The sequence below is a fragment of the Streptomyces sp. NPDC004327 genome (assembly GCF_042873935.1).
Classification (GTDB): domain Bacteria; phylum Actinomycetota; class Actinomycetes; order Streptomycetales; family Streptomycetaceae; genus Streptomyces.
Genome location: NZ_JBIAME010000010.1, coordinates 56,597 through 71,495, shown reverse-complemented (window position 1 = coordinate 71,495; position 14,899 = coordinate 56,597). Strand labels below are relative to the sequence as shown.

Annotated in this window: 12 protein-coding genes; 7 read left to right on the top strand and 5 right to left on the bottom strand. The window is 72.7% G+C overall.

The features are described from left to right. Positions 1–66: 66 nt before the first annotated feature. The 4 genes from ACFYU9_RS30390 to ybaK all read left to right on the top strand — a co-directional run bounded on the left by ACFYU9_RS30390 (position 67) and on the right by ybaK (position 4,384). On the top strand, positions 67–1,668 hold the full coding sequence (locus tag ACFYU9_RS30390) for an oxidoreductase (RefSeq protein ID WP_389346840.1): 1,602 nt from the start codon (positions 67–69) through the stop codon (positions 1,666–1,668). A gap of 266 nt (positions 1,669–1,934) precedes the next feature. Further along, positions 1,935–3,089, top strand: a complete 1,155-nt coding sequence (locus ACFYU9_RS30385) for a hypothetical protein (protein ID WP_389346838.1) — start codon at positions 1,935–1,937, stop codon at positions 3,087–3,089. 5 nt (positions 3,090–3,094) lie between these two features. After that, positions 3,095–3,832, top strand: coding sequence for an LON peptidase substrate-binding domain-containing protein (locus tag ACFYU9_RS30380; RefSeq protein WP_389346836.1), 738 nt, complete (start codon positions 3,095–3,097; stop codon positions 3,830–3,832). Between the two features lie 54 nt (positions 3,833–3,886). Next, on the top strand, positions 3,887–4,384 hold the full coding sequence (gene ybaK / locus ACFYU9_RS30375; RefSeq protein WP_389216237.1) for a Cys-tRNA(Pro) deacylase: 498 nt from the start codon (positions 3,887–3,889) through the stop codon (positions 4,382–4,384). A gap of 103 nt (positions 4,385–4,487) precedes the next feature. On the opposite strand, the gene ACFYU9_RS30370 is transcribed toward ybaK, so the two are convergent. The 4 genes from ACFYU9_RS30370 to ACFYU9_RS30355 form a co-directional block, all read right to left on the bottom strand. Then, entirely contained in the window at positions 4,488–5,174 is a 687-nt protein-coding gene (locus ACFYU9_RS30370; RefSeq protein WP_389346835.1) for a DUF2567 domain-containing protein, read from the bottom strand. Positions 5,175–5,233: 59 nt separating this feature from the next. Beyond that, positions 5,234–6,067: an ABC transporter permease gene (locus ACFYU9_RS30365; protein ID WP_389346833.1), complete on the bottom strand. Its 834-nt coding sequence runs from the start codon at positions 6,065–6,067 to the stop codon at positions 5,234–5,236. Between the two features lie 67 nt (positions 6,068–6,134). Then, complete coding sequence (locus tag ACFYU9_RS30360; protein WP_389216969.1) at positions 6,135–7,106, bottom strand: ABC transporter ATP-binding protein; 972 nt, start codon at positions 7,104–7,106, stop codon at positions 6,135–6,137. Between the two features lie 20 nt (positions 7,107–7,126). After that, on the bottom strand, positions 7,127–8,449 hold the full coding sequence (locus tag ACFYU9_RS30355; RefSeq protein WP_389346831.1) for an NYN domain-containing protein: 1,323 nt from the start codon (positions 8,447–8,449) through the stop codon (positions 7,127–7,129). A 241-nt stretch (positions 8,450–8,690) separates the two neighbouring features. On the opposite strand from ACFYU9_RS30355, the gene ACFYU9_RS30350 reads away from it, so the two are divergent. Then, positions 8,691–8,873, top strand: coding sequence for a hypothetical protein (locus ACFYU9_RS30350; RefSeq protein ID WP_389216226.1), 183 nt, complete (start codon positions 8,691–8,693; stop codon positions 8,871–8,873). A gap of 127 nt (positions 8,874–9,000) precedes the next feature. Here the strand turns inward: ACFYU9_RS30350 and dnaE are convergent, their stop codons facing one another. Beyond that, positions 9,001–12,540 carry a DNA polymerase III subunit alpha gene (dnaE, locus tag ACFYU9_RS30345; protein WP_389216223.1) on the bottom strand — a complete coding sequence of 1,180 codons (3,540 nt, stop codon included), beginning with the start codon at positions 12,538–12,540 and terminating at the stop codon, positions 9,001–9,003. Between the two features lie 237 nt (positions 12,541–12,777). On the opposite strand from dnaE, the gene ACFYU9_RS30340 reads away from it, so the two are divergent. Both ACFYU9_RS30340 and ACFYU9_RS30335 read left to right on the top strand, forming a co-directional pair. Then, the gene (locus ACFYU9_RS30340) at positions 12,778–14,103 is read left to right on the top strand and encodes a DUF2252 domain-containing protein (protein WP_389346829.1); all 1,326 of its coding nucleotides are present in this window, start codon (positions 12,778–12,780) and stop codon (positions 14,101–14,103) included. A gap of 71 nt (positions 14,104–14,174) precedes the next feature. Then, entirely contained in the window at positions 14,175–14,861 is a 687-nt protein-coding gene (locus ACFYU9_RS30335) for a hypothetical protein (protein WP_389216217.1), read from the top strand. Positions 14,862–14,899: the final 38 nt, after the last annotated feature.

Here is a 14,899-nt window from a genome sequence, read left to right as displayed (position 1 = left end):
CACACAGCGGGAAGAACGGCTGTACGAATCCGGGAAAGCGGAATCGTGGGAAGCGAGGGGGCGGCAGTGACCGAGCCGCGCGAGGACGACGGGATGCCGGAGGACCTGACCGGTCCCGAGCGCGTGATGTGGAGGGCGTACCGGGTCGGCCGGACATGCGATCTGCGGGAGGGGGTCGCGGAGCGGGACGACCCGTTCGCGGTACGGGAGGTGTGGGGCGAGGCACGCAGCGTGCGGGCGGACGTGGTGGCGCTGCTGCTGCTCGACGGCCCGCCGGCGCGGGCGGGACGGGTCGCCGCGCTGAAGCTGCGCGGGGTGCGGATCACCGGGGTGCTGAATCTGGCCGGCGGTGAGATACGGCCGTACGTGGAGCTGAACGGCTGCCGCTTCGACCACGAGGTGGTGCTGCCGGAGGCCAAGTTCGGCACGCTGCGCATGGTCGAGTGCGCGATACCCCGCCTGGAGGCGGCCCGGCTGCACACGGCGGGCGATCTGCACCTGCCGCGCTGCCGGGTGGAACGGGGCATCCGGCTGACGGACGCGCAGATCGGCACGGACCTGCTGATCAACCAGATCCGGGTGTGGCCGGACCGGCGCGGCCGCGCCATCACGGCCGACGGCATGGTGGTCGCCCAGGACTTCCAGGCCGAGCTGATCGAGACGTACGGGGAGCTGAGCCTGCGCGGCGCGCGGGTCGGCGTCTCGCTCAGCCTGCGCGGCAGCGTGCTGCGCGGCGCCCAGCAGCGCCGCGCGCTGAACGCGCCGCAGCTGACGGTGGAGCGCACGCTCTATCTGAACGCGGCGTGGGTCTACGAGAGCTCGGGGAACGCGACGGCGACACCGCCGTACGGGGTGACGCCCGCCCAGGGCGCGCGGCGCAAGCCGGTCGAGTGCCACGGCGGGGTGCGGCTCGACGACGGCCGCTTCGGCGACTCGGTGGACCTGCACTACGCCCGCTTCCTGCTCGACGGCTCGCGCCGCGAGGAGCTGTCGCTGCGCCGGATAGTGACTCCGGAGCTGCGGTTCAACGGGGAGCGCCCCGAGGAGGGCCGGGTGGTGCTCAACGGGGCGAAGGTGGTGACGCTGATCGACCTGTCCAGCAGCTGGCCGGGCCCGGGCGGGCTCGCGATGGGCGGCTTCGTCTACGAGACGCTCGTGCCGTACGGGCACTTCCCGCTGACCCGGCGCCTGGAGTGGGTCGCCGCGGCCACCCCGGAGTACGCGCCGGAGCCGTACGAGCGCCTGGCGAGCGTCCTGCGCAACAGCGGCGAGGACGCGGACGCGCGCGAGGTGCTGCTCGCCAAGCAGCGGCGGCGCCGCGAGACGCTGCCGGTGGGCGCGAAGCTGTGGGGCTACGTCCAGGACCTGGCGGTGGCCTACGGCTACCGGCCGGGGCGGGCGGCGCTGTGGATGGCGGTGCTGTGGGCGGCGGGCACGTTCGCCTTCTCGCACTACACGCCCGTGCCGCTGAAGGCGGAGGAGGCGCCGCACTGGAGCGCGGCACTGTACGCCCTCGACCTGCTGCTGCCGGTGATCGACCTGGGCGAGGTCGGCGCCTGGCGCCTGCAGGGCTTCTGGCAGTGGGCGTCGACGGCACTGGTGCTCGCCGGCTGGGTGCTGGCGACGACGGTGGCGGCAGGGGCCTCACGGCTGCTCAGGAGGGGGTGAGGCCGGGGGCGGCGGCCAGGGGCCGGCAGGGCTGCGGCCGGAGGGCGCGGTGCTGCGGCCCGGGCGCTGGCGTGGCTGCGGCCGGGTGGCGCCAGAGGTGTCGTCGGCGGCGGTGCCCAGGGGGCGCGGAGGGCAAACCGAGGGGGTCGCATCGGCACCGATTCGCCCCTATCTTTACGCTGTCTTGACTCCTGTCAGCACAACCTTCCCGCCGCTACCAAAGCTTCACAGGCAGCTACTGGCGCCGCCCTCACCTGCGGTTTTCAATGATTCGCACCATGTCCTTGCTCCGCGCCCTGATCGGCACCTCCCGACTGCTCCGGCACACCCCGCGGCTCGCCGCCGGGCACCCGCCGGACGACGACGTGCTGCTCGACGCGCCGGACGGGCGACTCGGGCCGGCCCTGGTCGCCGCCGCGCTCGCCGACCCCGAGCCGGCCGCCAAACTCCTCGCCACCACCCGGGACGCCGAGGAGTGGGAGGACCGGGACCGCTATGTGTCCCGGCTGAGCGCCTTCGCCTACCGCCGGGACGGCTGGCTGGAGCACTGGCTGGCCGCCGCGCCGCACGACCCCGACGCGCTGCTGGTCAAGGCGCAGCTCGCGGTGCGCCGGGCCTGGGACTCCCCCGCCCGGGCCGAGCGGCTGCGCGACCTCGGGCCGCTGATCGAGGCGGCGGCCGAGGCCGCGCCGCGCGACCCGGTGCCGTGGCGGCTCGCCCTGGACCACGCGCGCGGCGCGCACGCCGGTCACACGGCCTTCGAGACGCTGTGGGAGCAGGCCGTGCGCCGCGCCCCGCGCCACTACGGCAGCCATGTGGCGGCGCTGAAGTATCTGTCGGCGCAGTGGTACGGCTCGCACCGCGAGTGCTTCGACTTCGCCGAGGACGCCGCCGAGGACGCGCTGCCCGGCTCGCTGGTCCAGGCGCTTCCGGTGCGCGCGGCGTTCGCGCAGCTGATCGCCGGGTCCGACGCGGGGCACGGGGTCGCGGGCGACCGGATCGACGCGGCGTGCGACCGGGCGCTCGCGCTGTCGGCGGAGTACCCGGCGGGCGATCCGTGGCCGGCCGAGGTGCGCAACCTGCTCGTGCACGTCCTGGTGGAGCGGGGCCGCTGGCACGACGCGCTCGCCGAGTTCGGCCGGATCGGGGCGCAGGCCACCTCGTTCCCCTGGACGCTGGTCGCCGACGACCCGCTGCGCGGCTTCCTCGAGGCCCGGACCTGCGCCGTACGCGAGGTGGCGCGGCGCACTCCGCTGGGCGCCGGCGCCGCTGCCGGGCCGGGCTCCGCAACGCGGAGCGGGACGTTCCCCGGGGCTCGCCCCGACGCCTTCCCCGAGTCCTTTCCCCGGACGTTCCCCGGGTGGGAGGGACCGGCTGCCGGACGGCCCGGCAGGGGCGGGTCCGGCGGCCATTACGCTTGACCGCTGTGACCACCGCTCGTCTGCCTCTCTTTCCGCTCAACGCGGTGCTGTTCCCGGGCCTCGTGCTGCCCCTGAACGTCTTCGAGGAGCGTTATCGCGCGATGATGCGCGAGCTGCTCAAGACGGACGAGTCCGAGCCGCGGCGCTTCGCCGTCGTCGCCATCCGCGACGGCCGCGAGGTCGCGCCGACCGCGCCCGGCCTGCCGGACCAGACGGCGCTGCCCGAGAAGGGCCCGGCGGCAGGCTTCGGCCCCGATCCCATCCAGGCGTTCCACCGGGTCGGCTGCGTGGCCGACGCGGCGTCGATCCGGGAGCGCGCGGACGGCGGCTTCGAGGTGATGTGCACCGGCACCACCCGGGTCAAGCTGCTGTCCGTCGACGCCGACGGCCCGTTCCTGACCGCCGAGGTCGAGCACATCCCGGAGGAGCAGGGCGAGGAGACCGAGGAGCTCGCGGAGGGCGTGCTGCGCGCGTTCCGCGCGTACCAGAAGCGGCTCGCCGGCGCCCGGGAGCGCTCGCTGACCACCAGCGAGCTGCCGGACGACCCCTCGGTGGTGTCGTATCTGGTGGCCGCCGCGGCCGTGCTCGACACCCCGGCGAAGCAGCGGCTGCTCCAGGCGCCTGACACGGCGACGCGGCTGCGCGAGGAGCTGGCGCTGCTGCGCGCGGAGACGGCGGTCCTGCGCCATCTGCCGTCGCTGCCGGCCGTGGAACTGACCCGTACGCCGACCAGCCCGAACTAGGGCCTGCCCGGACAGGCCCCGAGCCCGAACCCAGTCCTGCGAGGAGAGCCCGGCGTGGCGAAGAAGCAGAAGAAGAACGCCGGGGGCACCCCGGCGACGGTGGCCCTCGCGGCGGCCGGCACGGCGTACACCCTGCACGCCTACGACCACGACCCGGCGGCGCCCTCCTACGGCGAGGAGGCCGCGGAGGCACTCGGCGTCACCCCGGACCGGGTGTTCAAGACGCTGGTCGCGGACGTCGACGGCGAGCTGACCGTCGCGGTCGTCCCGGTCGCCGGCCAGCTCGACCTGAAGGCGCTCGCCTCGGCCGTCGGCGGCAAGCGCGCCGCGATGGCCGACCCGGCGGCGGCCGAGCGCACCACGGGCTACGTCCGCGGCGGCATCTCGCCGCTGGGCCAGCGCAAGCGGCTGCGTACGGTCCTGGACGCGTCGGCCTCCGACCACGCCACGATCTGCATCTCGGCCGGCCGCCGCGGCCTGGAGGTCGAGCTCGCGCCCCAGGACCTGGCGGCCCTCACGGGCGCCGTCCTGGCCCCGATCGGCCGCGGCTGAGCAGCCGAGAGGCTGAGGGGCCGAGCGGCTGACCGGCTGACCGGCTGACCGGCTGAGGGACCGTCCCGGCCGAGACGCCGACCGGCCCGGGACGCCGAGGAGATCAGCTCTGCGGGTCCTGCGGGGGCTGAGGGGTCTGCGGAGCCTGCGGGGCCTGAGGGGTCTGCGGGTTCGCCTGCGGCGGCCAGGTGCCGTCGTACTCGGGCTCCGGGTCGCGCGGGCCGAACAGCGCCGTGAGCGCCAGGTGGATGATCATCGCCGCGATCGGCCAGGCCAGCATCGCAGCGAAGCCCATGCCGAGTTCGAGCGGCGCGTCGAAGGGGACCTTCGGGCCGACGGCCTTGGCATGGGCGACGACATCGCTCTGCCCGCCGAACCAGACGCCCACGCCCCACGCGAGCAGCGAGCCGAGGATCCCGCCGAGCGCGAGGCCGAGGACGAGGGCGACGCCGCCGCGCCGGTGGACCAGGAAGACGAGGGCCGCGGCGACGGCTCCGAAGCCGAGCGCGAGCAGGACGAACGTTCCGTCCGCGCCGATCGCCGACTCCGCCTCGCTGTTGCGCAGGAAGACCGCCTTGCCGTCGGAGATCAGCGAGACCCGCGGTGCGAGCCACAGCCACAGCAGCCCGAGCAGTGCGCCGGCGACCCCGGAGGCGGCGGCCACGACGGCGGCCTGCCGGATCTCGGTCGCCGTTCCGGGCCCGCCGTCCTCGGCGGGCGGCACGGGCGAGGGCGGCGGCCAGGCGGAGTCGTGCGGCGGCTGGTGCGGCGGAGTCAGAGGTGCGGTCACCACGCCATCGTGCCAGGTGCGGCTGTGAGCCGCCTCAGCGAGCCGGGCCTCTGGGCATGTCAGCGCACCGCTGCGCGCCGGTACGCCCAGGTCGCCACCGCCAGCGAAGCCACGCCCACCGCGCCGCACACCGCGAGGTCCAGGAAGACCGCCGTCCAGTCGGGGTGCCGGTCGAAGGTGCGGGCGAGGGCCTCGACGCCGTAGGTGGACGGGAGCAGGTCGCGGGCCCAGGTGATCGGGGCGGGCATCCGGTCGGCGGGGAGCACGCCGAGGAGCAGGGCCGCGGACATGCCGAGCTGGCCGAGGAGGGTGGCGAGCTCCTGACGGGGGGCGAGCAGGCCGAGGGCCGCGCCGAGGCCGGCCAGGGCCGCGCCGGAGAGCGGGACGACCGCCGCCAGGATCCACAGATGGCCGAGCGGGAGCCCGAAGAGCACGGATCCGGCGACCGCGGTCGCCACCGTGCCGGGCACGGTGAAGGAGGCGTACGCGCCGGCCGCGCCGAGCACCACGGCCGCGGGCGGCACGGGCAGCGTCGCGTAGTGGTCGAGGCCGCCGCCGGCCCGGAGCTGGCCGAAGTACTGGGCGAGCAGGTTGAGCGCGACGAAGGCGACGACGAGCACGGCGGAGCCGGCCACCACGGACCGGGCCTCCTCGCCGCCGTCGACGACTCCGCGCATCAGGATCATGATGCCGATCGACTGGAAGGTCGCGACGAAGAGCAGCGGGATGCGGGCGACCCGGGCGCGGCTGAGCTGCGCCCGGTAGACGGCGCCGAGCGCGGGCAGCAGCCGGGCGCGCGGAGCGAGCGGCGCGGCGGCGGCCGCGGTGTCGTCGCGGACCGGACCGGCGGGAGCGGTGGTGGCCGTCAGGGCCTCGGCGGGCAGGGTGCTCAACTCGTCCAGCTCCTGATGTTCCCGGTGTTCGCGGTGTTCCCGGGCTTCCCGGCGTTCAAAAGGTGTGTCACGCCTTCACCAGCCCCCGCGTCTCGCCGCCGAGCGCCAGGTACACGTCCTCCAGGCTCGGCGTGGCGAGGGTGAAGTCGTCGAGGGCCGCGAACGCCGCTCCGCCGGTCACCGCGGCGACCGCGGCGCGCGCCTCGTCGGGGCCGAGCCGCAGCACCCAGCGGCGGCCGGACTCCTGCGCGCAGACCCTGAGCGCGGCGACCTCGGGGACGTCGAGCGGGGCGCGCTCGCGCCAGACGAGCTCGACGCGCACCTCGCCGGCGACGCGTTCCTTGAGGCCGGCGGGGGTGTCGCAGGCGATGACCCGGCCGCGGTCGATGACGGCGACGCGGTCGAGGACGGTCTCGGCCTCGATGACGTTGTGGGTGACGAGCAGCACGGTGGTGCCGTGTTCGGCGCGCCGCCGGTCGACGGCGGCCCAGACGGCGCGGCGGGCGACCGGGTCCATGCCGGTGGTGGGCTCGTCGAGGACGAGGATCGGCCGCTCGCCGACCAGGGCGGTGGCGAAGCAGGCGAGCCGGCGCTGGCCGCCGGAGAGCTTCTTGAGGGGGCGGCCGGCGATCTCGTCGAGGCCGAGTTCGCCGAGGACGGCGTCGCGCGCGGCGCGGGCCTCGCGGGCGCCGAGGCCGCGCAGCCGGCCGGTGGTCTCGGCGGCGAGGGCGACGGTCAGCTCGTCGAGTGCGGTGGACTCCTGGCCGAGGTAGGCGAGGAGGCGGGCAGCGCGCTCGGGGTGGCGCACGATGTCGTGGCCGAGGATCCGGACGGTGCCGGAGTCGGGGCGCATCAGGCCGGTGAGCTGGCGGACGAGGGTGGACTTGCCGGCGCCGTTGGGGCCGAGCAGGCCGAAGATCTCGCCGCCGCGCACATCGAGGCTGATCCCGTCGGTGGCCCGCACCTCGGGGGTCGCGGGCGCGCCGCGTCTGCCGCGCGTGGCGGGGTACGTCCTGACCAGATCCCGCACCACGCACACCGTACTCACGAGGGATGAGCCTAAGGGGTGCCGCGGCTCTCCTCGGGCGCGGGGGCGTGTTGGGCGGCGGCGTGCATGTCGATCTCGCGCCAGAATCCGGCCCGGATCGCGTAGCGGTCGTGCTCGTCGATCTGGTCGTCCTTGTGGGCGAGGAGTCCGAAGCGGGCGGCGTAGCGGAGCAGTTCGCCGTCGATGCGGTGCGGGATGCGCGGGTACATGGTGGCGAGTTTCGGCACGTGGCCGGGTTCGGGCAGCCGGTCGAGCCAGCGGCGGGCGAAGACCTGGCCGACCTCGTAGGGGTCGCCGCCGACGGTGGTGATGTCCTCCTCGCGGTCGGCCCAGCGCTGCTCGGCGCTGGTGAGCTGGGCGAGGGTGGGCAGCGAGGCGGTCTCGGCGGGTTCGCCGAGGGACGGGCCGGGCCGGTCGATCCAGCCCCGGTCGGAGGACCAGCGCAGCGTGGCGCCGGCGGGGTGCGGGGCGGGCGGCGGGGTGGGGCCGCGCAGTCCGGCGAGGTCCTTGGGGGTGGGCACGGTCCGGCCGGAGGCGGGCGCGGGGACGCCGGTGGCGCCGGCGGAGCCGTTGACCGTGCCGTTCACGTGGTCGCCGGTGCCGGAGGCCGGGTCGGTCCGGGTGTCGTCCGCCCGTGCGGCGGCGGAGGGCCCGTCGTGGGAGGCGGCGGCCGCTGCGGCGGCGGAGGCGGCGAGCGCGGACTCGGGCAGCGGCGCGGAGAGGATCGCGGCGATCTCGGGGCGGGGCACCGGCTGCGGGGCGCACAGTCCGGTGAGGTCCTTGGCACGGATGGCGCGGGTGATCCAGGCCCGGTCGAGGACCCGGCGTTCGTCGGCCTCGGCGACCAGGTCCTCGGACTGGTTGTAGTCGCCGTCGGCGGCCTGCACGGCCCAGAGGTGAACGGCGACGCCGTGTTCCTTCGCGGACATCAGGCCGGGCAGCAGGTCGCCGTCGCCGGTGACGAGGACGATGTCGGAGCAGGCGCGGTTGCGGGAGAGCTCGGTGAGCTCGGTGTGCATGGCCGCGTCGACGCCCTTCTGGGCCCAGCGGCCGTCGCTGCGGGTCAGGGCGCCGAGCCGGACGGTGACCCGGGGCATGACGCGCAGCCGGCGGTGTTCGGGCTGGGGCACCCGGTCGGGGGCTCCGTCGAACCAGTAGATGCGCAGCAGCGGCAGCTCGGTGTCGGCCTCGGCGCGCTCGCGCAGCTGCCGGATGAGCGCGGCGTGGTCGACGGTGATGCGTGAGCGGGCCGGTTCCCCGGCGAGCAGGCTGGCGGCGGCGCCCAGCAGGTAGCCGGCGTCCACCAGGACGACGCAACGGTCCACGTGTTCCACCCTCTTTCGCCGAACCTGCTCGGGAACCTCGGGATCGGAATTGCTCCGGGTTCCTTCGAGTCTGCCCGACCGGGATGGCGTTGACGTCCGGAACTGGATCATCGGCGTGGCGGATCTCACTCGGATCCCACCCGGGCGCGACGCTTACTGTCCGTAATGATCCAAAATGCGACGCTTTCCGCCGTGTGTGAGTCTGACAGCGGCCCTGGCCCCCAGACCCCCTTGAGGAGGCATCATCACCATGGCCAAGAACCGCAAGCAGGATCGCAGTCAGCAGCAGCGCTCGCAGTCCCCGCAGTCCGAGCGCGGCCAGCAGCAGGCCGAACGCTCGTCGATGGAAGCCCAGTCGCAGGAGCGCATGAGTCAGGTCACCCCTGGCGACATGGCCCGCAAGGGCCGGCAGAAGCGTTTCGGCCACAACTGACGGCCGACGGTCGACGCGGCCGGTGGACGAAGGCCGGCGAACGAGGACGAACGAAGGGGCGCGCCCGTGACGACGGGCGCGCCCCTAGCGCGTGCGCGTACCCCCGTGGGGCGGGTACGGAACCGGGCTAGCCGGCCAGGCAGGACGGGCCGAGCAGCACCTTCAGGTCGCCGAAGAGCGCCGGATCGGGCTGCACCCGGTGCCGGTCGAGCCGCAGCACGGTGGTCGAGCGCGGGCCCTGGAGCTTGATCCGGACCTCCGTGTTGCCCTTGTGGTGCTTCAGGATCTCGCCGAGGCGGCTGATCATCGGCGGGGTCACCTTCACCGTGGGGATGGTGAGGATCACCGGCGCGTTGGTGCCCGCGTTGGACAGGTCGGGGACCATCAGCTCCATGGCGACGAGCCGCGGGATGTCCTCGCGCTTGTCGAGCCGGCCCTTGACGAAGACGACCGCGTCCTCGACCAGCTGGGTGGAGACGAGCTGGTACGTCGCCGGGAAGAACATGCACTCGATGGAGCCGGCCAGGTCCTCGACGGTGGCGATGGCCCAGGCGTTGCCCTGCTTGGTCATCTTCCGCTGGAGGCCGGAGATGATGCCGCCGATGGTGACGACGGCGCCGTCGGAGTGCTCGCCTCCGGTGAGCTGGGAGATGCCGGCGTCGGTCTTGTCCGACAGGACGTGCTCCAGACCGAAGAGCGGGTGGTCGGAGACGTACAGGCCGAGCATCTCGCGCTCCTGGGCGAGCAGGTAGGACTTCTCCCACTCGACGTCGGAGAACTCCACGTCGAGGCCGAAGCCCGGCTCGCTGCTGTCCTCGTCGCCCATGCCGCCGAAGAGGTCGAACTGTCCCTCGGCCTCCTTGCGCTTGACCGCCACCACGGTGTCGATCATCGGCTCGTGCTGGGCGACCAGGCCCTTGCGGGTGTGGCCCATGGTGTCGAAGGCGCCGGCCTTGATCAGCGACTCGACCGTGCGCTTGTTGCAGACCACGGCCTCGACCTTGTCGAGGAAGTCGGGGAAGGAGCTGTACTTCCCCTTGCTCTTGCGGGTCTTGATGATCGACTCGACGACGTTGGAGCCGACGTTGCGGACGGCGGTGAGGCCGAAGAGGATCACGTCGTCGCCCTGGGCGGCGAAGTTCGACTCGGACTCGTTGACGTTCGGCGGGAGCACCTTGATGCCCATGCGGCGGCACTCGTTCAGGTAGACGGCGGACTTGTCCTTGTCGTCCTTGACCGAGGTGAGCAGTCCCGCCATGTACTCGGCCGGGTGATTGGCCTTGAGGTAGGCGGTCCAGTAGGAGACCAGGCCGTACGCGGCGGAGTGCGCCTTGTTGAAGGCGTAGCCGGCGAAGGGGACCAGGACGTCCCACAGGGCCTGGATGGCCTCGTCGCTGTAGCCGTTCTTCTTGGCGCCGGCCTGGAAGATGGTGAAGTTCTTCGCCAGCTCGTCGGGCTTCTTCTTGCCCATGACGCGGCGGAGGATGTCGGCCTCGCCGAGCGAGTAGCCGGCGATGATCTGGGCGGCCTTCTGCACCTGCTCCTGGTAGACGATCAGGCCGTAGGTGACCGCGAGCACCTCTTCGAGCGGCTTCTCCAGCTCGGGGTGGATCGGGGTGATCTCCTGCTGGCCGTTCTTGCGCAGGGCGTAGTTCGTGTGCGAGTTCATGCCCATCGGGCCCGGGCGGTAGAGCGCGGACACGGCGGAGATGTCTTCGAAGTTGTCCGGCTTCATCAGCCGGAGCAGGGAGCGCATGGGGCCGCCGTCGAACTGGAAGACGCCGAGCGTGTCGCCGCGCTGGAGCAGTTCGAAGGTCTTGGGGTCGTCGAGCGGCAGGGCGAGCAGGTCGAGCTCGATGCCCTTGTTCGCCTTCACCATCTTGACGGCGTCGTCCATGATGGTGAGGTTGCGCAGGCCGAGGAAGTCCATCTTCAGCAGGCCGAGCGACTCGCACTGCGGGTAGTCCCACTGCGTGATGGTGACGCCGTCGGTGTGCCGCACCCAGATCGGGGCGTGGTCGACGATCGGCTCGCTGGACATGATCACGCCGGCGGCGTGCACGCCCATCTGGCGGACCAGGCCCTCGACGCCCTTGGCGGTGTCGATGACCTTCTTCACGTCCGGCTCGTTCTCGTACATCGCCCGGATCTCGCCCGCCTCGCTGTAGCGCGGGTGTGCCGGGTTGGTGATGCCGTCGAGGTCGATGCCCTTGCCGAGGACGTCGGCGGGCATGGCCTTGGTGAGCCGGTCGCCCATCGCGTACGGGTAGCCGAGGACGCGGGCGGAGTCCTTGATCGCGTTCTTGGCCTTGATCTTGCCGTACGTGCCGATCATGGCGACCTTGTCCTCGCCGTACTTCTCGGTCACGTACCGGATCACCTCGACGCGCCTGCGCTCGTCGAAGTCGATGTCGACGTCGGGCATCGAGATGCGCTCGGGGTTGAGGAAGCGCTCGAAGATCAGGCCGTGCGGGATCGGGTCGAGGTCGGTGATGCCCATGGCGTACGCGACGATCGAGCCGGCCGCGGAGCCTCGGCCGGGGCCCACGGCGATGCCCTGGCTCTTCGCCCACATGATGAAGTCGGCGACGACGAGGAAGTAGCCCGGGAAGCCCATCGAGATGATGGTGTCCATCTCGTACTCGACCTGCTTCATGCGGTCCTCGGGGATGCCGCCGGGGAACCGGCGGTGCATGCCCTTCATCGTCTCCGCGCGGAACCAGGTGACCTCGGTGTAGCCCTCGGGGATGTCGAACTTCGGCATGAGGTTCTTGGCCTCGAACATGCCGGAGGTGTCGATCTGCTCGGCCACCAGGAGGGTGTTGGCGCAGCCCTCCTGCCAGGCGTCCGAGGAGTCGACGGCGTACATCTCGTCCGTGGACTTCAGGTAGTAGCCGGTGCCGTCGAACTTGAAGCGGTCCGGGTCCGAGAGGTTCTTGCCGGTCTGGATGCACAGCAGGGCGTCGTGGGCGGTGGCCTCGTGCGCGTAGGTGTAGTGCGAGTCGTTGGTGACCAGCGGCGGGATGCCGAGCTTCTTGCCGATCTCCAGGAGTCCGTCGCGGACCCGGCGCTCGATCTCGATGCCGTGGTCCATCAGCTCCAGGAAGTAGCGGTCCTTGCCGAAGATGTCCTGGTACTCGGAGGCGGACTTCAGGGCCTCGTCGAACTGGCCGAGGCGCAGCCGGGTCTGCAGCTCGCCGGAGGGGCAGCCGGTGGAGGCGATCAGGCCCTCCGACCACTGCGAGATGGTCTCCTTGTCCATCCGGGGCCACTTCTGCAGCCAGCCCTCCTTGTAGGCGTCGGAGGAGAGCCGGAAGAGGTTGTGCAGACCGGTGGAGTTGGCCGCCCAGATGGTCTTGTGGGTGTAACCGCCGGAACCGGAGACGTCGTCCCGCTTCTGGTGCGGCTGGCCCCACTGGATCTTCCGCTTGTTGCGCCGGGACTCGGGCGCCACGTACGCCTCGATGCCGATGATCGGGGTCACGCCGGCCTTCTTGGCCGTGTGGAAGAAGTCGTAGGCGCCGTGCAGGTTGCCGTGGTCGGACATGGCGATATGGGTCATGCCCATCTCGTTGCACGCGTTGAACATGTCCTTCAGCCGCGCGGCACCGTCCAGCAGGGAGTACTGGGTGTGGACGTGGAGGTGCGTGAAGGGCGGCCTGGTCACGGTGGGGATGCCTCCAAAGCAGCAAGCTTCGATCTTCCGGGGAGCGACCCCCGGGCCCCCGGTGAATTTCTGGGGGGACAGCGTGGAAGTCTACGTCGCCGGACTGACAGCGGCCGGGCACTCGGCGGTACGGTCGCGCGTTGGAGACAGGGAACACCTGTCCCATTTGTCATGCACAATTTTGAGCCACATCCCGCGGCGCTCGCACGCCGTGTCCAGTACCAGGAGGCACCTTCGATGTCGGTCCCGCAGCCCACCGCCGCCGAGCGCGGTGAGCAGATCCTCGCCGTCTTCGACACCGCCTTCGGCGAGCTGCTCGCCGCCGACCCGGCCGCCTTCAAGGTCAAGTTCCGGAAGATGGCGGGCTCCGCCTTCGCCTTCTACCGGGGCACCGCCTGCCTCTTCTACCAGGACCTGCAGCGGGAGGCGCACGGCGGCCCGTTCCTGGACGAGCGCACGGGCCGGGTGTGGATCCACGGCGATCTGCACGCCGAGAACTTCGGCACCTACATGGACGCCAACGGCCGGCTGATCTTCAACGTCAACGACTTCGACGAGGCCTACGTCGGCCCCTTCACCTGGGACCTCAAGCGGCTCGCCGCCTCGCTCGCGCTGATCGGCTACGCGAAGGCGCTCAGCGACGAGCAGATCACCGAGCTCGTGACGGTGTACGCGGGCGCGTACCGGGAGCGCGTCCACGCCCTGGCGACCGGCGCCAAGAACGACGAGATCCCGCCCTTCACGCTGGACACCGCCGAGGGTCCGCTGCTCGACGCGCTGCGCGAGGCCCGCGCGCTGACCCGCTTCGGGCTGCTCGACTCGATGACCGAGATCCGCGACTACGAGCGCCGCTTCAGCGCCGGCGGCGGCTCGATCGAGCTGGACGCGGCCACCCGCTACAAGGTGCTCGCGGCCTTCGACGGCTACCTGGAGACGCTGCCCGAGTCCAGCCTGGCCCGCCCCGACTCGTACCGGGTGAAGGACGTCGTCGGGCGCCGCGGCATCGGCATCGGCTCGGCCGGCCTGCCCTCGTACAACATCCTCCTGGAGGGCAACAGCGACGCCCTGGAGAACGACGTCGTGATCTACATGAAGCAGGCGCAGACCCCGGCGGTCTCCCGGCACGTGACGGACGCGGCGGTCCGTGACTACTTCCACCACGAGGGCCACCGCACGGTGATCTCGCAGCGGGCGCTGCAGGCGCACGCCGACCCGTGGCTCGGCTGGACGGAGCTGGACGGGGCCGGGCAGCTGGTCGCGGAGGTGTCGCCGTACGCCGTGGACCTGGACTGGTCGGACATCGACGACCCGGAGGAGATCGCGGCGACCGTCGCCGACCTCGGCCGGGCGACCGCGGCGATGCACGCGGCGGCGGACGACTCCAGCGGCCACTCGCTGGTGCCGTTCTCCACGGAGCGGGCCATCGACGCGGCGATCGCGGCCGACGAGGAGGGCTTCGTCTCGCTCCTGGTGGACTTCGCGCACGCGTACGGCGCCCGGGCGCGGGCCGACCACCAGATCTTCGTCGACCTCTTCCGCAACGGCCGGATCCCGGGCCTGTAGGGGCCCGCGCGGAGGATCCACAGCCCGGCCTTAGGGGACCCTTATGGCCGGGCATGGGAGACTTCCTGGCGATGAACATGGCAGGAATCCAGCTGAGAGCCCTCAGGGCGGCGTTCTTCACGGCACTGGCCGTGACGCTGTCCGTGGCCTCGCACGTCCTGCTGTCCGGGGTGCCGCTGCCGCTCGGCACGGTCGTCCCGGTCGCGGTGGCGGTCTTCGGCGTGGCCTTCGCGCTGGCCGGCCGCGAGCGCGGCTTCGGCCCGATCGCGGCGCTGCTCGTCCCGCTGGAGCTGGCCGCCGACACGCTGTTCACCAGCGGTCAGGCGGCCTGTTACGGACCCGCCGGCGGCCCGGTCGCCGGTTCGCTGCGCGCGGTCGGCCTCGACGTGGACGCGCTGTGCGGCGGCGCCGTCGGCGCCCCGCTGCCCGGAGTGGCGGCGCCCGGCTCCGGGGCCGTGACCGCGCTGCTCTCCTCCCCCGACCCCGCCGTGCCCTGGCTGCTGCTCGCCGCCCATGTGGCGGTCGGGCTGACCGCGGCCTCCTGGCTGCGCGGCGGCGAGCGGGCTCTGGCCCGGCTGCTGCGCGCGGCCGTGGCCGTCGCCTTCCGGCCGCTGCTGCTCGTGGCGGCCCTCGTCCGCGCGGCCGGCACCGGCCCGCGGCGCGCCGGGCGTCCGGTGGAGCGGCCGCGCCGCTCCCGCACCCGGCTGTGGGCGCACTCCGTGGGGCTGCGGGGACCGCCGTGTCCCGTCCTCGTCTGACTCCCCGAGTCGGCGCCTGACCGCTGCGGTCGGCGCGC

Excerpts from the sequence above, each read along its gene's own strand:
- ACFYU9_RS30385 (WP_389346838.1), top strand. The coding sequence starts at position 1,935 with ATGATTCGCACCATGTCCTTGCTCCGCGCCCTGATCGGCACCTCCCGA.
- ACFYU9_RS30335 (WP_389216217.1), top strand. The coding sequence starts at position 14,175 with ATGAACATGGCAGGAATCCAGCTGAGAGCCCTCAGGGCGGCGTTCTTC.
- ACFYU9_RS30350 (WP_389216226.1), top strand. The coding sequence starts at position 8,691 with ATGGCCAAGAACCGCAAGCAGGATCGCAGTCAGCAGCAGCGCTCGCAG.
- ACFYU9_RS30340 (WP_389346829.1), top strand. The coding sequence starts at position 12,778 with ATGTCGGTCCCGCAGCCCACCGCCGCCGAGCGCGGTGAGCAGATCCTC.